Source organism: Citrobacter sp. L55, assembly GCF_002850715.1.
GTDB lineage: Bacteria > Pseudomonadota > Gammaproteobacteria > Enterobacterales > Enterobacteriaceae > Citrobacter > Citrobacter braakii.
Map to the genome: position 1 here is coordinate 1 of NZ_KZ559414.1, position 21,543 is coordinate 21,543.

Consider the following 21,543-nt stretch of genomic DNA (forward strand, 5'->3'; position numbering starts at 1 on the left):
TTCTCCATCAGTCTGGCGGCCAGCGCGGCGGCCGCTTTGCGGTCGGCCTCAGTTTCAGCGTCTGCGGCCGCAGTCACCGCCGGGGAGACCGGCGGCAGGTTGCCGGTCACGGCGTTCACCTTCCCGGCCGCCTCTGACGGGGTCACGCCGAACACTTTCTCAACCAGTTTCAGGCCGTCCCCCGCGCCGCACTGGTTACAGAACCACGTCCCGCGCTCCTCTTTATCGTCAAAGCGAAAGCGGTCGGAGCCGCCACACACCGGACAGGCCTGATGGCGGTTTTTGATGACCGTTACCCCCAGCGCCGGGAGAATGCGCGGCCAGTGGCCGCACGCCTGTTTTACGGTGTCCGTTACGTTCATTTTCATGGTGCTTTCCCTCAGTGCAGTGCCGGTGCGGTGATATGACGGGCGCAGAGTTCATCCATCACAGCCAGCCCGAGAAAGGACAGCGACGGGGCGGCNACCCCCAGCGCCGGGAGAATGCGCGGCCAGTGGCCGCACGCCTGTTTTACGGTGTCCGTTACGTTCATTTTCATGGTGCTTTCCCTCAGTGCAGTGCCGGTGCGGTGATATGACGGGCGCAGAGTTCATCCATCACAGCCAGCCCGAGAAAGGACAGCGACGGGGCGGCCTTGAGTGGTCCGGCTTCCATTAAATCTTCGAGCAGGGCACAGGCAATCTGGCGGCCTTTTTCCTCGCCGTGCTGGCGCAGGTAGAAACCCTCCAGCTCGGTCGCAATGGCGCTTTCCAGCGTGCTGAGCGTGAGCTGCGGGTAGCGGTGCTGACGTTCGCACAGGGTCAGCCAGGCACAGGCGACCGCCCGGCGATAGAGCGCGGCGCGTAAGACGGGCGTTAATGGCTTTTTCATACACTGCCCTCCCCGGTCAGCCACTGCTGATTACAGCGGTCGACCACGCCGTCGAGCCGGGCAGTCATGAGGTAAATCACTGAGGTGAGCTGTAGCTGCTGCGCCGGATTGTGGCGCAAAGAGGTACAGTCCTGCACCTGCATCAGGTCGCCGACGAGCTGGCCGACATTGCGAAGATGTTCGAGACATTCAAGGTCTGCCCGGCTGATGGTGGGCTGGTTTATATTCTGCGGCCGTTCCGTACTGTTAACAGGCATTATTTCGTCTCCTGAGGACGTGCGTATCCCTGCGCAGATACGCACATTTTATTTTTGGGTGTCGTTTTTANAGCTGGCCGACATTGCGAAGATGTTCGAGACATTCAAGGTCTGCCCGGCTGATGGTGGGCTGGTTTATATTCTGCGGCCGTTCCGTACTGTTAACAGGCATTATTTCGTCTCCTGAGGACGTGCGTATCCCTGCGCAGATACGCACATTTTATTTTTGGGTGTCGTTTTTAGTTACAGATAATGGCGGTAGCTGTTATCCGGTTTTATTTCCGTTTCCGGCCTGAAATTATTCCGCCATTTATGCGCCACCGGCGCCGGACGTTTAACCGGGGGAATATCATCAGGATAGTTATCGATATTCCGCGCCCGGTATTGCTGTAATGCCGGGTCGGCCGCTATTTCGCGTAATACGGCGTGGCGGTTTTCAGGGTTGCGCTTAAATACATCGGGATGCTCACAGGTAAAGTCCCGCAAAAAACGACTGAGCGGAATTTCTGCCATACGGCCTCCGGCAATAATACGAATGAGGATGGTGTAGGTGCGCCGGTACGGGTTCCAGACCAGCCCCGGGCAGCGGTACGGCATATCCCACGGAATACCGTCGGCCAGCACGCCCGACACCACCACATCAGGAAATCCTGTACAGCGATATGTTTCGCCCGGCTGAGGGAAATCAAACATGGTGCTCCCCTCCGTTTCCCGACGTCGTGGTGAGAAAGTCACGGCACAGGCCTTTGGCTTTCAGTTCTTCCAGGACGTAGCTGACGTCCTCATGGATATAACTAAAAATCTGCGGCAGGTATAGCTGGTGTAAACCGTTCAGCTCACGGCGCAGCAAATCACCGCCCACGAACTGCGAGACGGCGCTGGCGCGATTGAGTTTATGGTACGCCTCAATGCTGAGGTGTTCCTGCATGGGGTTAAGGTCATCACGACGCGCTGAGACGGTCTGAGGAGTGTTTTTATTATGCATGTGACACCTCCACAACCGGCAGACGGGCGGCAAGGGAAAGCACATATTCCCGGACAAGGGTGCGGCGGGCGGCCAGCTCGTCACCGGCAACGGTGCGGAGCATACAGATACGGGGTTTACGGTCTGCGCGACGGACGGCGGCAAACACAAAGACAAACTGCGGGTGTGACGGGGTGAGGGTCGTAGCCATAGGGGCAACCTCCTGTGAATAGCGGTTATCGCCACCACCGGAGCTGCAAATCTCATTGGTGGTGACCCGAACAGGGTTTGCAGTACCGGCTTCACAGAATACCGGCCAGCCCGAAGGCTGCCCCGCCCGGACCACCATTATCTGACTGGAGCCACGGTGTAAACACCACAGCCCAAAATAAGGGTGTGCCTGAGCTACGACGTAAAAAAACACGCAAGGCGCGTGTCGTGTCGCCTGTGAATTACACGGGCTGCAAATCCCGGCTGTCGATTTTGCGACAGCGACAAAACTGTACCAGGAAACACACAACGGATGCAAGCCAGAAAAAGGGGCTTTGTGAGAATGGCTCTGATTCATGCGTCGTATTTCCGGTTGCGGTGCGCGACACGTTCTGCCATCCACGCCGTGATTTCAGACTGCAGCCAGGCGACATTTTTACCCCCGAGGGAAACCTGCGCCGGGAAAGCATTGCGGGCAATTAAATCGTAGAGCGTGGAGCGGGACAGGCCGCACTGATGAATGACTTCCGGGAGACGTAAAAAACGNGGCTCTGATTCATGCGTCGTATTTCCGGTTGCGGTGCGCGACACGTTCTGCCATCCACGCCGTGATTTCAGACTGCAGCCAGGCGACATTTTTACCCCCGAGGGAAACCTGCGCCGGGAAAGCATTGCGGGCAATTAAATCGTAGAGCGTGGAGCGGGACAGGCCGCACTGATGAATGACTTCCGGGAGACGTAAAAAACGTTCCTGAGCCGGGGCTGAAACCGGCATCAGGTGCGCGGTGGTGGGGGACGATGGTACTGATGAAACTGTGTGCATAACGCTACCTCGTTAATATCCGCAGAGATCCGGACGTGTCTGTCCGGTATCAGGTAGCGCTCTATTTTGTGAATATTTTGGTCTGATGCAACAAGCGAATTTTGTATGAGGCACGGCACAAGCTGTCTGAATTTTGAGCAGCAAAACTTCAAATCGCTTTAAATGACTTTAAATGGCTTTAGATGGAAATCAGAATTTATATTTGATTAGTTACATCTATGGTTATTAAGAAATTAACAGGAATTAACATAGTTATAAGGCAATGCTCAATTTCTATAGCGTGAACAGTAGTGAACAGTCGGTGAACACTTCCCTCTCAACTGTTCACTCTTTAATTTATTGTTTTACTTATATTTTTATACTGAGTGAACAGTAGTGAATAGTTATTAGTAAAAAAACAAACAGAGAGAGGGGGTTACCTGCGACCTTTCTCTGGCCAGCCGGGTTTTTAAGTCCTGTTTGTGCCATGTCTGCTACAACGGCAATGAATCGAGTTGTTGTCTGAGGGACGGCAGAATGGCGTCAGGTTGAAAACACAGAGAGAACCCGACGATGAAACCAGATTTGTTTACCGCAGTAATGAAAACCATCGGCAGCACGCAGGATGAGAACATCCGCACGGCCATTGACAGCGCACTGGATACCCTTAACGAGAAAGCAAACCAGAACGCAGAGGCCACGATAAATAATGCGCTTGAGGCATTCAGCAAGGCCAAATCCGCGCACACGGAAAACATGCTGAAACTGAATGATATTGATGCCGCCATTACCCGCAGCGAGAAAGAGCGTCAGAACGCCCTGAATGAAAGTGCCGAAGCGGAACAGAACTGGCGTACCCGTTTTCGCGAACTGCGCGGCATGATGACCCCGGAACTTAAAGCCGAGCACAGTCAGCGAGTGGCCGGTCGGGAGCTGGCGGAGGAATTCACCGCCCTGATTGATGAACTCAACGATGATAAAGCCAGTACCATGCTGGACGCCTGTACATCAGGAAAAGAATACATCAGCGCCCATTCAGAGGCGCTTTCTGTCCATGCCCGGAATGAGNGTGGCCGGTCGGGAGCTGGCGGAGGAATTCACCGCCCTGATTGATGAACTCAACGATGATAAAGCCAGTACCATGCTGGACGCCTGTACATCAGGAAAAGAATACATCAGCGCCCATTCAGAGGCGCTTTCTGTCCATGCCCGGAATGAGTGGGCGGCGGTGATGAAGGCGATTCCCCCGGCGCTGATACGCGCTTTCGCGTTACGTCTGTGTGAACTCGAGATTAAGGGAGAAGAACACCCTCACAACGTTCTCATTCAGGAGCTGGGTGAGAATGTACTGGCGCAAAGCAGGTACTACACATTCAACATGGCGCATGAGCCGGTAATTTCAAAAATTGGGCTTCACCGTCCGGCACTCACCGGCGTGGACATGAAGCTCTTTAAAAGCCCTGTTCTCAGAATGGCGCGGGCTAAAGAGCTGGCACAGAAGAAAAAATCGCGGGGGGTTAAGCCATGATGCGCTGCCCGTACTGCAAACAGGCTGCCCATGTCCGTACCAGCCGCTACCTGTCGGATAACGTCAAACAGAGCTACCTCCAGTGCGTGAATGTCTTTTGCTCCGCAACCTTTCGCACCACCGAGTCTATCGACGAGGTGATACGGCCACCGGCAGAAGAAAAGCCCGAACCACCACAGACAGTACCAGAAACACCGCCCCGAATTCTGGACTGCGCCCGGTCATCGCTGCGCCACTGATTCAGGAGAAAAGAGAATGGCACGAGCACTACTGGAACAGGCCTTTGAAACCTGTCAGAAGAATAAATCGGACTGGATGAGCAGCAAGTCAGCACTGGCGCGGGCTGAAATGGCACTGAAAGAGCTGGAGCTGACCTGCACCCGTTATGAACCGGAGGCCGCACAGGCGCTGCGGGATGATATTGACCTGAAAAAATGGGCGGTCAATCAGTCGGCCGGGCAGTACATCCGGTCACATGAGGCCGTGCAGCGTATCAGTATCCGGCGTCAGCTCCACGCCTTTATGCAGGTAAGCGGCGACGCGCTGGCCGCCGCACTGGCACCGGAATTACTGCACCTCAGCGAACAACCTGACATCGTCAGAGAACGTGCTCTCGACCGGGCGGCCGCCAGTATTCGCGAAGCGCTGTCCGTTTATGTAACCCGCGGAGGAAATATTGATTACGCAGAGGAAGATCGCGACATTCTGACAACCATCGGTTTCCGGCCTGACAGAGCATCGAGAGACGACAACCGGGCAAAATATACGCCTGAACAGAGTCAGATTTTCATTCGCCGACAGGCCGCGCAGACCCGCAAAAAATCCGCATAAAACGCCCCGAAAATACCCGTCTTTTTAATAAAAATAGCCATGCATGCCTACGCTGCATGGCTTTGCATGCAAAAACCTGAATTTTCCACCCCGCACCGCACCAGCACTGGCGCGGCCTGAGTCCCTTCATGCACCTGCATTAAAAGTGCCCCACGAAGCGGGCAGGCGTGGCGGGGAGAGCATTGCGCGCTATCACTCATCTTATAATTGCTGAAATTATTGATGATAAAAAAACATGTAAGTCACTTTAATGACTTAGATATTTATTTTCTAAAAGTAAGATTACTTTTTTTATTTCCTCATAAGATTCAGAAAACTCCTGCATTTCTTTATTATTAACTAAAAACTCCAGTGTATTTCTCACTGAGTATAATTCCGAGCTAAATTTATTCTTGGATAAGTTTTTAATCATAGTGAGAGTATCATTAGCTATATGATCATCTTTTTCAATTATATTAGCAGCCAATAAAAAAAGTTTAAACTTGATTTTCTTATCGTGTCCAAATTGGTCTATATCAAGTGAAGCAATAAACTCCTTTATCATTTTCTTAGTCAGATCATCCCCAACAATAAAAAGTTCGTGAATGATGGTTTCTACAGTTCTAATTTTCTCCATAGATTCACAATCATTTACCGACGATAACAATTGTTTCAATAAGGCATGATTATCAAATGATAAACCTAACTCATTAGCAATGATGAAAATATTACGTGCAGAACTCAATATATGGTTGTAGTAGCTTCTCTGTTTAATCGTTGACAATGAATAATTTTCAATCAAACCATTCATCACACCTCTAATAAACTCTAAATCCATCTCCCTCTTATTATTAAAACAGATTGTCACATATTCTGTAATGCAATCAATAAAATCGAGTTGATTGTAATCACCACTAACCAAGCCAATTAACTCTCTATAAATCAATGTTTTGTCATTATGACGTTCATCAGAAAAGGCTAAAAGATAAAGTGCGTTTTTAAATGACTCTAAGTGATAATTACCTACTTCTTTTTTCTCTCTATAAAACTGGCTCAACTCCTTGAAAGCATGATTCAACAACCATTCTGCACTTTCACTATCTAATTCTAACTTCAGATATTTATTTCTCTTTTTATATTTGAATTTTTCCTTAAGGCTATTAGTTTCTAAATACTTAATTGCAGAGTATAGCTCCTCTAATGAAAACAATATCGAATCATTATTTACCTGTGATTTTTGCTTTGTGGCCTTTATCTCAAATATCTTATTAATAGCATATTTAAACTCAGAATAGTTATCAACAAGACAACCATTTTCTTTTATAAAGTAAAGTATATTTTTATGAACAAAATCAGTTTTATACTCTTCAGCATCCAAGTAAACAAAAGTTTTTTTATCTTCTCTATCTTTATTTTTTGTTAGTATCTTATCTACAGAATGAATAAACTTAAACATATAATCAACAGTAACAATATCTAATAAAGTAGATAGTGATCTCTTCGCATTTTTTGGAAAGTTATCAAACCTCTCATTGATATCATAAGATTCTGAATCGCTGAAATTATCACGACTGTGAAAAAAACTATTTTTTAAAATATGTAAAATCATATTATGGTTTAAAAGTGATATAAGTAATGAGGCATAGTTTTTATGTTTCAACTCATGCTTAATTATAATATCAACCGCATGATAAGCCATTTCAAAATCACATTGCTGATAAAATAGATAAGGATCTGTTTTATCGAAACTTAAATTCATAATTGATTTGTTTTTTTTACTAAAATCGAATTTATTATTATAGTCAAACCTAAAAACTTCAATTGCTTTTTTTCTCACAGGAATTGTTGCCATATCACGAGTCAAAACAGCTTCTTTGTCTTCATCATCGCAGATTACACCAGCAATATCTGCTTTTTGTAATATATCAAATATTGGTCCAAGTAAGTTCTTATGCTCTCCTGTATCATCGCTAGCCTTTATAATTCTTTTAAATTTAGCATAAATTTCTCTGAGCTCTGCATTTTGTAACTGGGTTACTTCATTCCTATAGAACTTTAATAATGCAACCTGACGATGTTCAACCTCACGATAAACTATATAACATTCACCTAAACAACTAGTAATCTGATCGGCTAATATTGCATTTAATGTTCCAAGCTCTGCTAATTTTGCAAAAACAATATTAATTACACTTTTATCAACACTACTACTAACTTTTTTATCTTTAATTGACTTAAGGAAACCATATAATTTGTTAGTTCGATAATCAGAATACCCTCCACCATTGTAATGTCCTGCTATGAGAGTCTGCACACCATGACTTGCTAAGTACCGACTTTGCACAACATCATTTTCATACACCAACAAATACATTGGAGGGCGTATCGATGTATGATTTTGAGCCCATTTTATTATTTGCTTAATATCAATATCACTATAAGAATAGCCAATAAAAATTATTGTGTGAGTTGATAATATGCTCTTTATATAATTCGACAACAATGGGAAATTAAATTCATAATTGATGTAATCATCTTCTTTGAAAACTATATTATGATTCTTGAAATCACCATGCATTTTAATAAGTTTTTTATCAAGGCTTGATTTCATTAGATCCTGATCACTACAAACCAAGTCATAAATATATGCATTTTCTAACACGGAGGTTTCAAGCAGACAATCCCAATTTGTAGTAATTACACAATGCGGATTTATCCCAAAAATTAATTCATGTATTTTAGATGGAACAAGATTGTCAGGAAAATACTTTTTGATTTTCTTATAGTAGGTATGAGGCCCAAATTCTAAAAAATATAATTGAGCCACTTTCAGGTAATCTAATTCATAGGTTATACCAAGATCTATTTTTAACTCTTCGATCAAATCTGACCATGTAGGTAATTTGGTTGTATCATTTTCCGCTGATTTAGAGACCCCAGCTCCGACAAAAATTGCTAGTGAGTTGTCATCTGCAGCCTTAATAATGTGTTCAAAATGTTTAATGTCAACATTCATAATTATTCACCAAGTAATTTATTTGAATACCATTGCATCATGCTTATTCTTTTTTCTAAATATTGAGCATGATTATAAGTACCACGTATATTATTTCTATCTACATGAGCTAATTGCATCTCTATCCATGCAGAATCGTAACATTCTTCATGCAATATTGTAGACAAGGTGTGCCTAAATCCATGCCCCGTCACTCTCCCGCTATAACCGATACGTTTGATGACTTGGTTTATGCTCGCTTCGCTCATAGGCTTATTCGGATCGTTCCGCCCCGGAAAAACATAACGATAGTTCCCTGTCATTATCTTGAGTTCATTAAGTAAATCTAACGCTTGAGTCGACAATGGCACAAGGTGCGCCCTACGCATTTTCATCCTTTCAGCAGGAATTTCCCAAATAGCGTTATCCAGATCAAATTCTTGCCATAATGCCGCACGTAATTCAATGGTTCTCACGCCCGTAATCATCAGTAATTTCGTGGCTATCTGAACCAGCTTACTCCCTGTGTAACTGTCTAAAGCACGCAGGAAATCAGGTATTTCATCAGCTTTTAGGAACGGGAAATGATTGGATTGATGTACTTCAAGAGCACTGGAGAGATCTGCTGCAGGATTAAATTCAGCCCTTCCTGTAGCAATGGCATAGCGGAAAACTTCTGAGCATCGCTGCCGAACTTTGCGCATTTTTTCTAATGCACCGCGCTTTTCGATTTTACGCAGCACATTAAGCAGTTCTAGCGGTTTGATTTCGCCTACAGGTCTCGTACCCACGTAAGGAAAAATATCGTTCTGAAACGCTTCCATGATGTCAGAAGCATATCCTTCCGACCATTTGGCAGACTTCATTTGATGCCACTCTGTCGCTATCTTTTCGAACGCGCTTTCAGACTCGGTTTGCAGAGCAATCTTCTGCTCTTTTCGAACCTCACTCGGATTCTTTCCTTCGGCTACCAGTTTTCGGGCATCGTCGCGACGAGAACGCGCATCGGCAAGTGTGATCGTCGGGTACACACCCAGCGAGATCATTTTGGGTTTACCGGCAAAACGATAGCGGAACCGCCAACTCTTGCTTCCATTAGGTTCTATAAGCAATGAAAGCCCTTGCCCATCGCCAAGTGTATAGGCTTTAGTTTCAGGTTTAGCGCGACGAATCTGCATATCGTTTAAAGGCATGTGTATAGGAATCCAGACCGAACAGGAACATATACACAATCCTATACACATTCAGTACCGGATTCTACTGGATGATTACGGACTACTATGGACTAAAAAGAAGAAAAACCGTTATAAATCAGATTGTTTATGGACTAATATGGACGCTTAAGGAAGTTGAGATGGTGCCGATAATAGGAGTCGAACCTACGACCTTCGCATTACGAATGCGAAGTTTTTATATTTTAACTGCTTGAACAACCATCAGAAATCACAAATTTATCATTTTAAATCATAATATTAAAACAAAAAACCTGTTGATGTAAATTGATGAGTGTTGATGTTTATCCTTTCAATTTACTTACACCAGCCGTTACATTACTGTAAACCGTAATCCCCAACAGGAACCCTAAAAATGGCGCTTTCAAGACAAAAACTAACCTTCGAACGAATTCGAAGATTTACTTTACCTGAAGGGAAAAACCAAGTTTTCCTTTGGGATACGGACGTAACAAGCTTGGCATGTCGAGCAACTCGTGGAGCAAAAGCCTTTGTATTCCAAAGCCTGTATGCGGGAAAAACCCTTCGCATGACCATTGGCAACATTAACGATTGGAGGATTGATGATGCGAGGGCCGAAGCCAGGCGACTGCAAACATTAATCGATACTGGGATAGATCCGCGTATAGCTAAGGCGGAAAAAATTGCTGAAGCGGAATCACAGCAGGCTGAATCTCGTAAAACGAAGGCAACCTTTTCAAGCGCTTGGGAAGATTATCTTGATGAATTGAGAACCGGAATCAGCGCAAAAACTAAACGCCCCTACTCTGCACGCTACATTGCCGATCACGTTAACTTGTCCAGTCGTGGAGGCGAAAGTAAAAAAAGAGGCCGGGGCCCAACCTCACCTGGGCCACTGGCTAGCCTGCTCGACCGACCATTATCAGAACTAACACCAGAGAACATTGCCGAATGGCTAAGTACAGAGAGACAAAATCGGCCTACCGTCACTGCTCATGCCTACCGTCTGTTGCGTGCATTCATCAAATGGGCTAATTACCAGAAAAAATATCAGGGAATAATCCATGGCGATCTTGCACAAGATCATAACGTGAGAAAAATGGTTCCAATATCAGCGAGCAAAGCGGGAGATTGCTTACAAAAAGAACAGCTCAAAAGCTGGTTCAGTGCCGTGCGTAGCCTCAATAATCCCATTGCATCAGCCTATCTCCAAGTGCTTTTGCTCACCGGTGCACGGCGTGAAGAAATTTCCTCACTTCGCTGGTCTGACATAGATTTCAAATGGTCAAGCATGAGAATTAAAGACAAGATCGAAGGCGAGCGAATTATCCCCCTCACTCCCTATGTTTCTGACTTGTTACGCTCACTGATGGAGATCCCCAATCGTGGTACAAACGAGGAGAATTGGGTTTTCAGAAGTAACAGCAAAAGTGGCAAAATTATTGAACCGCGTTCAGCACATAATAGAGCATTAACTCGCGCGGAGTTACCACATATCAGCTTGCACGGATTGCGCCGTAGTTTTGGGACCCTCGCTGAATGGGTCGAAGTACCAACAGGTATTGTTGCGCAGATTATGGGCCATAAGCCTAGCGCTCTTGCTGAAAAGCACTATCGCCGCCGTCCATTAGATTTGCTAAGAAAATGGCATGAAAAAGTTGAATTATGGATCTTAGAAGAAGCAAAAATAAAAAACAACGTTGATAAGCGTTGATTTTATCAAATATCAACAACTTACATAAAATCACATGTGTTGACAGAAATTTTTTTTCAGTTATCTTTTATTACTGCTAACTACATTCACTCACTAAGCAGGAGATTAACTACAGTGACTAACCCAATAACTGTATCAAGAGAAGACCGAAGTGCGGAAATCAGAGCGAGATGGGGTTTACATCCGACTAAAAACAAAAGTTCTAATTTTTGGGAAACAACAATTCAGCGTTTTAATAATAGTAGTACTGACCGAATACTACCTCTTTGGCACCGTGTTTCAAAACTTTTAGTTGCTATTAGGAATGTAGTCAATACTATAACATGCCCTTTTCCACCAAAGGGGAATACTTCCCGCTCACGCCGAAGTTCAACAACGTCATCAAAAAACTCATCATCATCTTCATCGGATGGTAGTAGTAGCGACCCCGATCCCGATAGAGACCCCATATTCACCCCTTTTCATTTCATTCTTTCATCTCTGTTAAAAACAATGATCGTCTTATTTGCCCACATATCAAATGTTGGGGTGATGAAATGAGCGATATCAAACATCAAAAACCCTCTCAGTCACAACTAATTTCTACCCGCGAGTTAGCTAATATTATTGGCTATGAAGTACAAACTATTCGAGCTTGGCTTTGCAAAGACAAACTGCCTAATGGTTTACCGCGACCGAAGAAAATTAAAAACCGACATTATTGGTCACGTAAAGACATTGATAGATACCTATTAACCTTCTCAGTATATAGTAACTAATAGAGGCCTCCCCCGGCTATTCTAAAGAATAGCCGGGTTAGTTAATACAAACCTTCCATTAACAATGGGGGGAGATTAATACTATTTATCACATCTCACATTAACAAAATTCAAGGTCACATATGAAAAAACGCATCACTTTCAGCGTAAACAATAGTTCTACTATTGATGCAATTGACGACTATAGCAATGCAAAAGGATACTCCAGGTCAGAGGTGATATCATTTTTATTAAACGCCACAGTCCCAGCATTGAATAAAATAACATCGCAATATCATATAGCTCAAACTTTGGAGTCAACATTAGGCTGTATTTTTGAAGAGAAGGCCCCGTCAATAGCACGGGGGGAGCCAAAATTAACTTACGAAGAGTTTTTTCATTCCGTCTGGAACACTCACATTCGACACCGGAACGAGGTTATCGACCAGAATTTTTATGCACACAAAATATCTCATGATAAGATGGGGAAGAGTGAAAAAAAATTAATTCATGAAAAGCTCACATACATTATAAAAAGCTTCAATGTAAAAAAAGCAATTTTTATTTACACAGATCGGCGCGTGAACCACAAACATCTAATTGCAGGAGGGTTGTCAAATATCATACTGATAAAGGAAACAGTTTACGATGGTTGTTTTTTTGATTTGAGCAGCATTGTGATTATGCCAATCTTTGAACTTATTACATTTGGAATTGAAGAGGTATTGAAAAGAAATAAAATCCACCATAAACAATCATGCTATTGCTGGATACCAATTTATTACACAAATGATCTAGCGGTAATGGTCCCGGTGATTGCCGAAGGCGATACACCTCAAAAGGCGATGAAAGGAGGAGATGCCATCATTATTAACCCCTTTAACGGTGAAGTAAACCATACTTTCTGATACCAATGTTAAGCATAACCACTTAGTTGCATACATCTCGACAGTATGGAGTTAGTACCTAATAGCTTGATGAGGGTAAAAGATGCCTACTAACAAAGCAAAATCAAAGAAAATTCTAGGAAGGCCTGAAGGAAGTAAATATTACCATTTAATTCAGAGTGAGAAGGCTAAGCATTACTCTCAATCCAAGGTGGCAAAGATCTTAGGAATAAGTATTTCCACGGTAAAAAGACACTGGGATAACGGCATCTTTGGGTGATTATAATTGCAGAGTTGCTTTTTAAGTATTTTACTGCATGGGTAATGGGTTGATAACAAGTTTTATTGTTGGAAAGGTATTATATAACAGTCATTACTATTAATAGTTAATTAATATAACTAACCACAGACATTCAGCTATGTCTGATCATTTTACTGTATACGGCTATCATAAGCCGTAGGGCTAACTACAGGATCGAAGCATGGAATTATATCATGGTTCCCATGGTGAGCATGTGCTCGCCTATAAAAAACATATTGAACGAGTCGTCAATGATGCTATCAGTGAATTCCCTAGAACGATGGCGTTACGTGTTGATGTTCATTATCCACCCATTTTAGACAGAGGTGACACTGTTTGCTGTTTTCCTAATCTAGAGCCTGGTGCTATATCCCGTTTCCGTAATGCGTTAAATGCAATGCTGGAGGCCAATGAGAAAGCCAGAGCAGCTAACGGTAAACGAATTTATCCAAACCGTGTTCGTCACGTTTGGGTACGTGAGTTTTCCGAAGAGGGAAAATGCCACTTTCATCTTGTTCTTTTTTTTAATAAAGATGCTTATTACCATTTGGGTGATTATGAGACTGAAAGCAATTTACGAATGATGATTGTAAGAGCATGGTATAGCGCACTGGGATTGGAACTGGATGATTATCCGGGATTGGTTCACTACCCTGAAAATTGTCGTTATATATTAGACGTCAATGATTTTAACTTTGAAGGAGAATACAATAAATTACTGAATCGTCTCGACTACCTAGCTAAACTCGATACAAAAGCTTATGGAGATGGCGACCGTAGCTTCGGCTGCAGTCGCGGGTAATTTATTTTTTACAACGATGGCCTTTCTTATGGATGGAAAGGCCAGATCTTATATATCAAGACGATGGCGAGCGATAAAGTATGGTTTTCAAGTAATCATCTGTTGCAGTAAACTCAGGGGGTTGACCACTCATTGCCTGTGTAAGTGGTATAATCTTTGTCCTGACCCCCATCCCCCTAAAATCAACGTAGCCGTAATCACGTAAGACTTCCATGATAATCGTGTTACGTGGTGAACGCTGACCTGCTACCATCTTATCAACCGACATCGAGTTATTCAGCGCCCCAGGGCTAATAACTTCAAATCGATTGCTATACAAGCCAATCTCTATCTCAACAAAGCGTGTCCAGTCACGATGAGCCAGCGCATTTACAACAGTTTCGCGAATAGCTTCTAGTGGATAATACCAAGTTGTTTCCCGACGTAGATGCGTATCGGGTTTAGGGGCCTCTGAAGTGATGAAGGGCATAATGGTCGACATCAAACGCTCAATCAATCCACCATCGATCAAAGCCTTTCCGGCTTCCTCAGTATCAAAACGCCCAACCATTGGGCCATCCAGAATATCATCGAGTAACGGTTGGTACTCCTTATCCTCGCTGGCAAAGGCAAAAACTCGAATACCTGATTGACGTAAATACTGGCGTGGATGTTTACCGAAGAGGACCAACCCCGCAATTGTACAACAGACATTTTCACCCGCTTGTGTCAGAAAACTTAATCCTAACAACCGTTGTTGCCATTGTTCCGGAGTCTCAGGGATATCAGGATCACGCAAAATATCACGCAGATAATTTAGTAAACGAGCTTCATCCAGACTGCTAATATCTGTTCTCGGAACAGGCATTACCTCTGTATGTAACATACCGCCAATTTCAAACAAACGCATTTGCTGCTCACGAGTCGCTAGCCGAGAAGTCGATCCTACTCGAATAAATATTTCCTCTCTTCCCTGATGGCGAACTACATATGGCTTAGAGATCCCTTGCGGAAAGCTAACAATAGCAACTGTAAGGTTATCGTCTATCCGGACCTCTTCATAGAACGGCAGAAGCATTGGATGAATCTTATCCTGCATAACGTTCATCACCCACTCCTCTAGGTTCTGACGCTGAATGCCGGTGATGGTACCGTCATCCTCCACACCTAGCAGGACACTCCCTCCCCGGAAGTTAGCCATCGCAACAACTTCTTTCGCCAACTGCTCTGGGCGGATATCATCACGCTTAAACTCCACTCCAGAGCTCTCCCCATTGGCAATGATCTCCAGTAATTCGCTTTTAAGCATGACTGACTCCTAATTCTTTGTTAATTGAACCCGTATTTTTCCCGGCGTTGATTAAATGCGCTTTGACCACCCTCGAGTATATTCGCCGCCAGACGCTGGATTTCAGGTAGATCAATCGCACCCTGCTGCTCGGGAAGAATACGCCCTTTCCCCTCTTCCACACTCAACACACCAATCCATTCGGCATCACCGAAAACCGGTATGTTAGCGTTATGTGTGGCAAATAAAAACTGCCGGGACAACTTCGCCTTACGCAGTTCTGTCACTATACGCTCTGCAATAAATGCGTTATCAAGGTTATCTTCTGGCTGATCCAGGATCAGAGGGTCCTGATTTTCCAGTAACAGCAAATGCAGGACAGCTGTACACTGTTGTCCGGTAGAAAGTTCGTCAATATGGCGCCAGAAAACGCCACCGCCATCATGCATGACATTCAACTCAATTTGCATAGTGTCCGGTAACGGCAATGCTTCCAGTTCCAAAAGCTGTTTTTCGTTCAGACGTAGCAAAGCCTGGGCGACAGTTGGAGTGATTCCCCATCCGGCACTATGTAAAGCCTGTTCACCACTACGGATACTCTCAACCAGATTTTCGGGTGTAAAATCATGCTCCATTACCCAAGCAAGGCGTCGTGACCCAATCCCTTCCAGATTACATTGTTCCAGAAAATGCAACAGGGGTTGACGGTCACCCTCTGGCTGCAAATTGAGTCGTACTTTTTCATCTAGTTTTCTGTTCAGGCGTTTTACTGATTTTGCCAAAGCTGCAGAGCGTTGAGAACGCGCTTGGATAAGTTCCAGAAGAAGTCTCTTGCGCTGCTGATATAGCTCATCAAGTTGCTTTTGCCTGTTCTCTAGCGCCGTTACTTTGGGGCGAATAGAGGCAATCTGACGTAACAAGGTTTGATAGTCTGCACCAATCTGTCGTCCGCTTTTTCCCTGGCTGGCTGGGATATCTTTAAAGGCCTTTTCAAGCTGAGCCTCTTCTGCACCGATTAAACCTGATAATTCAAGTTGTAAAGGAGCAAGTTCCGCAGATAAACGTTGAACGACCTCATCAAGTTGCTGAACTAATGTTGACACTTGATCCTGCGCTCGCTGGAGTACGTCACGTTGCTGGAGCAGAAGAGAGTGGTGAGGCAAAACATTTATCACACCATCACTGAGGTAAGCGATGTCGGGAAGGCTGTCCTTAAGCGTCAAAAGAGCGTCCTTTACCCCGGATAATTCTTCCTGATGACGTAAACTGAGCTGCTTTTCTTTTTCCAGCAAAGGGACTATTTTGAGTTTTTCATCAAGACCAAGCTGCTTAAATTGCGCTGCCTGCTCCAGTAGTTTCGGCAATCGTGCAACTTCAACTTCTGTCTCCGCTTTTTGCTCCAGAGCATTAAGGATAGCAAGACGGCTCTCCCCCAGACGTGCCAACGCTTTGTTGATAATCACATCGTATTGATTGTGATCACCTTCTAAAAATCGCTCTACCAGACGGTTACGACTCTGAGCATCTCGGGTCATTTCATAAATTTCATTCTGCCCGTACAACTCCAACCCAGGAAGTAAATCATCGGGAGAATAAGGTGAAACATTCCCCTCACTGTCCGTTACAATGGATTGCCCGCCAAATTTGCGACTAATAGTAAAGGTACGCCCCTGCATCACAGCAGAGCGAACCTGCAGTTGAACCAGCGAACCATTTCCTAGGTTGCTCTTGATAATTGCAATGTGTTGCTTTTGTGCTGAATCACCAAAAGGCTGTTTACCCAGAGCAAAGCGAATGGCCTCCAGCAAAGTCGATTTACCTGTACCACGCCCACCAATTACAGCATTAAGGTGGTCGGAAAAAGAGATATCGGTTTCGTCCAGATATCCACCCGTAAAACGAATACTTTCAATTGCCGAAGCATAGCAGTGTGGCTTATCTGCGTTTAGGCGCACTCGTGATTCTGGATCTAAAAATGCCTGTTTAAATGAGCTGAAGCATGGCCGCGTCATTTTTATCAGGCAGGATGCTCCCGGTGTTTTAATTTCCTCTGGTTGGGAAACATCTGCCGCATTGATAATGGCAACAGGTCGCTCGCGACGATAGTCAGGGAGTTTGTTCAGAATAGCTTTTCGATAAAAATCATCCTCAATCCCTTTCAAGTCCTCGACAGTTCCTGGAATCTGCGCCGCCAACAATCCACGTTCTTTCCATATATGATTCATACGGCATTTCAGTACGCCATTATCATTCGTGCTATGTGCAGCGAAAATAAACCCACCCAGGCATTCTACTTTTTCAATGATTTGTATGGCGCTAAGCTTCGAAGGGGATATGCAATCATCGGGATTTTCATACCCCAGATTGCTCAAGCAGCGTTCGAGTTCCTGTACGGTCCGGTTTTCATCAAACAAACAAACAAAATGAATTTTTTCGCTTGAGCAGATCTCAAACCCAGGAAAAACGACAATTCCATGCTCATTAAAGAGCTGACGAAGTCTGTCTACCGCATCAACTGCACCATGATCTGCAACACCAACAACCTGAATACCAGCTTCTAGGCAGGCCTCCAAAAGCTGCTGATTGTAGATATCCTCGCAGAGTGATTCTTTCCCGCGATACTTACTGTAACCCGCAGGGTTTACTTGCAAAGCGCACTTAAAAAAATCAGCTTTAGTCCAGTTCACAGACATCATCAGGCTCCACATCTTTCTAGTGATTTACTACTTGTAGTAAATAATACGCTTAAAATCCCTGTATCACATTGATAAAAAGGCCTATATCTTCACTCTCAACTGTACGTCTAGTTTTATTTACTAGCTTTTTCAGCGTCCAAGTCAGTACGACGAAATAATCCTAAAACTCCCCTGCACTGCTGCTCCGTAGATGGGGCATCGGCGGCATCCAGCCCAGGCCGATAAAGCCTCCATACATCGACAGGAACAGACACGTCAGGTGGAGGATAAAGCATCTCACCTTAAAGCATCGCCCGGTCGTTTGCAGATAGAACGCCGTAATATGAACGCAAACAAGAGATGCCTGACGCAAGCTCAGATGTGGCCATGTGTATAGGTGGCAATTTGTGTACGCCATAATCTCCCCACCACATGGCCAATCATTAGTGCCTTACTTCACCACTTCCATCAGCTTACCAAAGCTATCCACTACGTCATACTTCACGTTTTCTGGAGCAAACTTCTTGTTGATCTCATCGAAGAACTTACGGGCACATTTAATCTTGGTGGCTTCAATAGGCCGTAAATCCAGTGACGACATCGAACCCTTGGTCTCAGCAACGAAATACACATGCTTGACCGAGCCTTCTTTGAAGGAAATAGCCCAGTCGGGGTTGTAATCGCCGACAGGGGTTGGGATCAGAAAACCACGTGGCAACTTGGCATATACCACCACATCCTTGCTGGTATCCAACTCTTCGACGAACTTGCGCTCAATCGCAGAGTCGGTAAGCACGTAATCATAGATGTGATTTTGCAATTTATTCCCAGCCTTACTGAGATCCTGTTTGCTCTGACCCGTGGTAAAGATGTCCAAATCAAACTTGTCTTCTAGCGTGTCATAGGCCAGATGCTCGATGATGACATTGGCCTTTTGTTCGTTGACCAAGCGAATGGCTTCGGCAATGAAACTTTCCGGGTTGTTCTTGAATTGCGCGAAGACGTCAGCATTGAGACCTTTTAGAATTTCGGCAACGGTTCGTCTTGTAAGCAAAGTCCCCTCTGATAACTTGCCAATCAGATCGTACTGCACAGCGGAGTGGATGGAGGCGTTTTGCGATTCTGTTTCGGTAACTTTCAGCTCAAAGGCATCACCCTTTTTGAGGTCATCGTAAGTTGCCGTATCAGCCTGCTCGCCACGGTGAATGGTGTACTGCAACGGCGTCACTCGCAACCCAGCATTCTTGTCATTGAGCGCCTTGATCGCATTGTTCACTAGCTCAACATCATCAAACAACACGTTGTAAGTAGCCTTGCGATTGATTCGCCCCCACAGCGCCTTGAATTCCTGCTTTTCAAAGTTGGCGTTGGTCTGCAGTCTTTTGGGCTTGCGGCCATCGTCTATCTGCATGAGTTGGCTTTCGCTGAATACGCTATCAATCAGCTGAAATATCTGCTCTGCACAGGGTTGCAGTTCATCCGGCAATGCCTCCAGCGTGCCGTCTTTCTTACCTTGATGGTACTTCTCCGTGATATTGCGTTTCTTATCGACGTAGCCGTTCTGGATCAGATAAAACTCGATGTCTGTGGCCTGGTCGTCCGATACCGTAATCGGGCCTTCCTTCGTGTTCAGCATCTTGCCCGTGAAGTAGGCCTTATCCGCCACACGCGGACGAGCAGACAAGGAGTCGCTAATGTCCTTCTGCAAGGCGGTCACGAAGTCCTTGTAACTTTCGCTGGCCACAACTGTCAGTACGTTAATATCATGAACAATGGACGGGTGATCCATGCGATCACCATTTTGATTAACGGACAAACGCAGGCCGCGCCCGACCTCCTGGCGGCGTGAAATGGTGTTATCACTATGCTTGAGAGTACAGATAACAAACACGTTCGGGTTATCCCAGCCCTCACGCAAGGCCGAGTGTGAGAAGATAAAACGCACCGGCTCAGCGAGTGATAATAACCGTTCCTTGTCTTTGAGGATCAGATCATAAGCATCTACATCATCCGACAAGCCAGCATTTTCACCGCGCGCAGCGACCTTGGGATCGGTGAGGCGCTTGCTCTTCTTGTCGATGGAAAAGTAGCCTTTGTGCGTCTTATTGGCTGAAATGCGGCGTAGATATTTAGCATAAGGGGAATCCCCCTCCATAAACCCATTATCAAACACTTCTTGAAGGTGCTTAGCGTACTCTTCTTCAAAGATTTTCGCGTACTCGCCCTTTTCATCGGCAGCGGAGTAGTCCCGGTACCTGGCTACTTCGTCGATAAAGAACAACGAGAGAACCTTCACCCCTTTATCGAAGAGCTCCATCTCCTTATCAAAGTGCGCCCTGATCGTCTCACGGATCTGAATGCGGCGCAGCGCTATCTCGGAAACATCACCAGTCGCATCACCCACCATCAGCTCTACACCATTGGTAAAGCTCAAGGTGTCCGTATTGGCATTGATGTCCGATACCACAAACCCATCGCGGTATTGATCCAGCTCGTTCGATAGCACAAACAGATTATCACCCTTGCCCAGTTTGCGAGTGACGCGCTTGATGTTTCCTCCGCTGAGTTTCTGTTCGAACTCCACAACCGCGACTGGCGGTTTTTTGTTTGAGATTTCGATGGCTTGTAAATAGAGATAGGCGTTGGTTCCCGCCTGTCCCTTCACCGAGATCCCGCGCACCTCAATCTTCTTCACCAGCTTCTGGTTGTAGGCATCAAGCGCATCTAGGCGGTGGATCTTGTTGTGTGTGGTCTTGTGGGTAGCGGAATAGCGCAACATCATCAGAGGTTTGAAATTCGCCAGGGAATCTAGCGTCTTGCCCCCCTCCATCCGCTGCGGCTCATCGAGGATCAAGATGGGCCGGTTTGCGCTGATCACATCGATCGGGCGACGTGACTGAAAATCATCGAGCGCTTCATAGATGCGGCGGTTATCTTTGCCGGTGGCGTTAAACGCTTGTACGTTGATCACCATGACATTAATACCGGCATCGGAGGAAAAGCTCTCCAGATGGTGCAACTGCTTAGAATTGTAAATAAAGAAGCGCGCCTTTTTGTGGTAGGTCTCCAGAAAGTGCTCGGCCGTGATTTCCAGCGACTTGGCCACGCCTTCGCGGATGGCAATGCTCGGTACCACTATGACGAACTTGCTCCAGCCGTACTGTTTGTTCAGCTCGAAGATTGTTTTGATGTAGCAGTAGGTCTTACCTGTCCCCGTTTCCATCTCGATATCAAGATTTAGCCTGGCGACCTTAGTCTTGACCAAGCCCTCTGACAACGGTAGGTTTTGCTGACGCTGCACCTGTTGGATGTTCTCCCGCAAGGCATCCTCACTGAGGGTTAGCTCAGCATTTTTAAAACCGGTATCTACCGCAAACAAATCACCCATGCCGTTTTTGACACTACCGGGGTCAAGGCGATAGCTCATGGCCGCAGCAGAGGCCGGCGGCTGTCCCTGAAAAATATCCACGACCGCCTGCACGGCGGCAGCCTGATAGGGCTGGTGTTTAAATTTAATCTTCATTGCGCGCT

At 45.4% G+C, this 21,543-nt stretch carries 17 protein-coding genes and 3 pseudogenes; 6 read left to right on the plus strand and 14 right to left on the minus strand.

Annotation, left to right across the window (positions count from 1 at the left end; all coding sequences use genetic code 11):
- The 9 genes and pseudogenes from B9P82_RS22565 to B9P82_RS22600 all read right to left on the minus strand — a co-directional run.
- Window positions 1–368: primase-helicase zinc-binding domain-containing protein (locus B9P82_RS22565; RefSeq protein ID WP_305764029.1), on the minus strand; the 368-nt coding region annotated here is incomplete at its 3' end.
- Window positions 369–379: 11 nt separating this feature from the next.
- On the minus strand, window positions 380–538 hold the full coding sequence (locus tag B9P82_RS28555) for a DUF5375 family protein (RefSeq protein ID WP_168188464.1): 159 nt from the start codon (window positions 536–538) through the stop codon (window positions 380–382).
- Window positions 539–549: 11 nt separating this feature from the next.
- Window positions 550–870: a DUF5375 domain-containing protein gene (locus B9P82_RS22570; RefSeq protein WP_000743156.1), complete on the minus strand. Its 321-nt coding sequence runs from the start codon at window positions 868–870 to the stop codon at window positions 550–552.
- Entirely contained in the window at window positions 867–1,127 is a 261-nt protein-coding gene (locus B9P82_RS22575; protein WP_371412088.1) for a hypothetical protein, read from the minus strand. Before B9P82_RS22575 ends, B9P82_RS22570 begins: the two co-directional genes overlap by 4 nt.
- A gap of 243 nt (window positions 1,128–1,370) precedes the next feature.
- Window positions 1,371–1,820 (minus strand): hypothetical protein, encoded by a 450-nt coding sequence (locus B9P82_RS22580; protein WP_101700974.1) that lies wholly within the window; start codon window positions 1,818–1,820, stop codon window positions 1,371–1,373.
- A complete protein-coding gene (locus B9P82_RS22585; protein ID WP_101700975.1) occupies window positions 1,813–2,112 on the minus strand; it encodes a derepression protein in 300 nt (99 codons plus the stop codon). Before B9P82_RS22585 ends, B9P82_RS22580 begins: the two co-directional genes overlap by 8 nt.
- On the minus strand, window positions 2,105–2,659 hold the full coding sequence (locus B9P82_RS22590) for a host cell division inhibitor Icd-like protein (RefSeq protein ID WP_101700976.1): 555 nt from the start codon (window positions 2,657–2,659) through the stop codon (window positions 2,105–2,107). Before B9P82_RS22590 ends, B9P82_RS22585 begins: the two co-directional genes overlap by 8 nt.
- Window positions 2,656–2,853, minus strand: a pseudogene (locus tag B9P82_RS22595) (helix-turn-helix transcriptional regulator); the annotation flags it as partial. The pseudogene B9P82_RS22595 and the gene B9P82_RS22590, both read right to left, overlap by 4 nt.
- Window positions 2,854–2,857: 4 nt before the next feature.
- Window positions 2,858–3,124: a helix-turn-helix transcriptional regulator gene (locus tag B9P82_RS22600; RefSeq protein ID WP_016242327.1), complete on the minus strand. Its 267-nt coding sequence runs from the start codon at window positions 3,122–3,124 to the stop codon at window positions 2,858–2,860.
- Window positions 3,125–3,676: 552 nt separating this feature from the next.
- Between B9P82_RS22600 and B9P82_RS29485 the strand changes: the two are divergent.
- The 3 genes and pseudogenes from B9P82_RS29485 to B9P82_RS22620 form a co-directional block, all read left to right on the plus strand.
- A pseudogene (locus tag B9P82_RS29485) lies at window positions 3,677–4,151 on the plus strand (capsid protein); the annotation flags it as partial.
- 476 nt (window positions 4,152–4,627) lie between these two features.
- Window positions 4,628–4,870, plus strand: coding sequence for an ogr/Delta-like zinc finger family protein (locus tag B9P82_RS22615; protein WP_000984214.1), 243 nt, complete (start codon window positions 4,628–4,630; stop codon window positions 4,868–4,870).
- Between the two features lie 16 nt (window positions 4,871–4,886).
- A complete protein-coding gene (locus B9P82_RS22620; protein WP_101700978.1) occupies window positions 4,887–5,462 on the plus strand; it encodes a phage polarity suppression protein in 576 nt (191 codons plus the stop codon).
- Between the two features lie 247 nt (window positions 5,463–5,709).
- On the opposite strand, the gene B9P82_RS22625 is transcribed toward B9P82_RS22620, so the two are convergent.
- A complete protein-coding gene (locus tag B9P82_RS22625; protein ID WP_101700979.1) occupies window positions 5,710–8,457 on the minus strand; it encodes an SIR2 family protein in 2,748 nt (915 codons plus the stop codon).
- A 2-nt stretch (window positions 8,458–8,459) separates the two neighbouring features.
- Window positions 8,460–9,629, minus strand: coding sequence for a tyrosine-type recombinase/integrase (locus tag B9P82_RS22630; RefSeq protein WP_101700980.1), 1,170 nt, complete (start codon window positions 9,627–9,629; stop codon window positions 8,460–8,462).
- A gap of 319 nt (window positions 9,630–9,948) precedes the next feature.
- Between B9P82_RS22630 and B9P82_RS22640 the strand changes: the two are divergent.
- The 3 genes and pseudogenes from B9P82_RS22640 to B9P82_RS22660 all read left to right on the plus strand — a co-directional run bounded on the left by B9P82_RS22640 (window position 9,949) and on the right by B9P82_RS22660 (window position 14,070).
- Window positions 9,949–11,343: pseudogene (locus B9P82_RS22640) on the plus strand (tyrosine-type recombinase/integrase).
- An 880-nt stretch (window positions 11,344–12,223) separates the two neighbouring features.
- On the plus strand, window positions 12,224–12,988 hold the full coding sequence (locus tag B9P82_RS22650; RefSeq protein ID WP_016246899.1) for a hypothetical protein: 765 nt from the start codon (window positions 12,224–12,226) through the stop codon (window positions 12,986–12,988).
- Window positions 12,989–13,449: 461 nt separating this feature from the next.
- A complete protein-coding gene (locus B9P82_RS22660) occupies window positions 13,450–14,070 on the plus strand; it encodes an inovirus Gp2 family protein (protein ID WP_101700981.1) in 621 nt (206 codons plus the stop codon).
- A 55-nt stretch (window positions 14,071–14,125) separates the two neighbouring features.
- Here the strand turns inward: B9P82_RS22660 and B9P82_RS22665 are convergent, their stop codons facing one another.
- From B9P82_RS22665 to B9P82_RS22675, 3 genes are all read right to left on the minus strand, one after another.
- Window positions 14,126–15,358 carry an RNA-binding domain-containing protein gene (locus tag B9P82_RS22665; protein WP_101700982.1) on the minus strand — a complete coding sequence of 411 codons (1,233 nt, stop codon included), beginning with the start codon at window positions 15,356–15,358 and terminating at the stop codon, window positions 14,126–14,128.
- Window positions 15,359–15,378: 20 nt separating this feature from the next.
- The gene (locus B9P82_RS22670; protein ID WP_101700983.1) at window positions 15,379–18,030 is read right to left on the minus strand and encodes a TrlF family AAA-like ATPase; all 2,652 of its coding nucleotides are present in this window, start codon (window positions 18,028–18,030) and stop codon (window positions 15,379–15,381) included.
- Window positions 18,031–18,463: 433 nt separating this feature from the next.
- A complete protein-coding gene (locus B9P82_RS22675) occupies window positions 18,464–21,535 on the minus strand; it encodes a type III restriction-modification system endonuclease (RefSeq protein WP_101700984.1) in 3,072 nt (1,023 codons plus the stop codon).
- Window positions 21,536–21,543: the final 8 nt, after the last annotated feature.

What these genes read in the sequence shown, in the direction of transcription:
- B9P82_RS22570 (WP_000743156.1), bottom strand. Translation starts at nt 870, where the DNA reads ATGAAAAAGCCATTAACGCCCGTCTTACGCGCCGCGCTCTATCGCCGG.
- B9P82_RS22575 (WP_371412088.1), bottom strand. Translation starts at nt 1,127, where the DNA reads ATGCCTGTTAACAGTACGGAACGGCCGCAGAATATAAACCAGCCCACC.
- B9P82_RS22580 (WP_101700974.1), bottom strand. Translation starts at nt 1,820, where the DNA reads ATGTTTGATTTCCCTCAGCCGGGCGAAACATATCGCTGTACAGGATTT.
- B9P82_RS22585 (WP_101700975.1), bottom strand. Translation starts at nt 2,112, where the DNA reads ATGCATAATAAAAACACTCCTCAGACCGTCTCAGCGCGTCGTGATGAC.
- B9P82_RS22590 (WP_101700976.1), bottom strand. Translation starts at nt 2,659, where the DNA reads ATGAATCAGAGCCATTCTCACAAAGCCCCTTTTTCTGGCTTGCATCCG.
- B9P82_RS22600 (WP_016242327.1), bottom strand. Translation starts at nt 3,124, where the DNA reads ATGCACACAGTTTCATCAGTACCATCGTCCCCCACCACCGCGCACCTG.
- B9P82_RS22615 (WP_000984214.1), top strand. Translation starts at nt 4,628, where the DNA reads ATGATGCGCTGCCCGTACTGCAAACAGGCTGCCCATGTCCGTACCAGC.
- B9P82_RS22620 (WP_101700978.1), top strand. Translation starts at nt 4,887, where the DNA reads ATGGCACGAGCACTACTGGAACAGGCCTTTGAAACCTGTCAGAAGAAT.
- B9P82_RS22625 (WP_101700979.1), bottom strand. Translation starts at nt 8,457, where the DNA reads ATGAATGTTGACATTAAACATTTTGAACACATTATTAAGGCTGCAGAT.
- B9P82_RS22630 (WP_101700980.1), bottom strand. Translation starts at nt 9,629, where the DNA reads ATGCCTTTAAACGATATGCAGATTCGTCGCGCTAAACCTGAAACTAAA.
- B9P82_RS22650 (WP_016246899.1), top strand. Translation starts at nt 12,224, where the DNA reads ATGAAAAAACGCATCACTTTCAGCGTAAACAATAGTTCTACTATTGAT.
- B9P82_RS22660 (WP_101700981.1), top strand. Translation starts at nt 13,450, where the DNA reads ATGGAATTATATCATGGTTCCCATGGTGAGCATGTGCTCGCCTATAAA.
- B9P82_RS22665 (WP_101700982.1), bottom strand. Translation starts at nt 15,358, where the DNA reads ATGCTTAAAAGCGAATTACTGGAGATCATTGCCAATGGGGAGAGCTCT.
- B9P82_RS22670 (WP_101700983.1), bottom strand. Translation starts at nt 18,030, where the DNA reads ATGTCTGTGAACTGGACTAAAGCTGATTTTTTTAAGTGCGCTTTGCAA.
- B9P82_RS22675 (WP_101700984.1), bottom strand. Translation starts at nt 21,535, where the DNA reads ATGAAGATTAAATTTAAACACCAGCCCTATCAGGCTGCCGCCGTGCAG.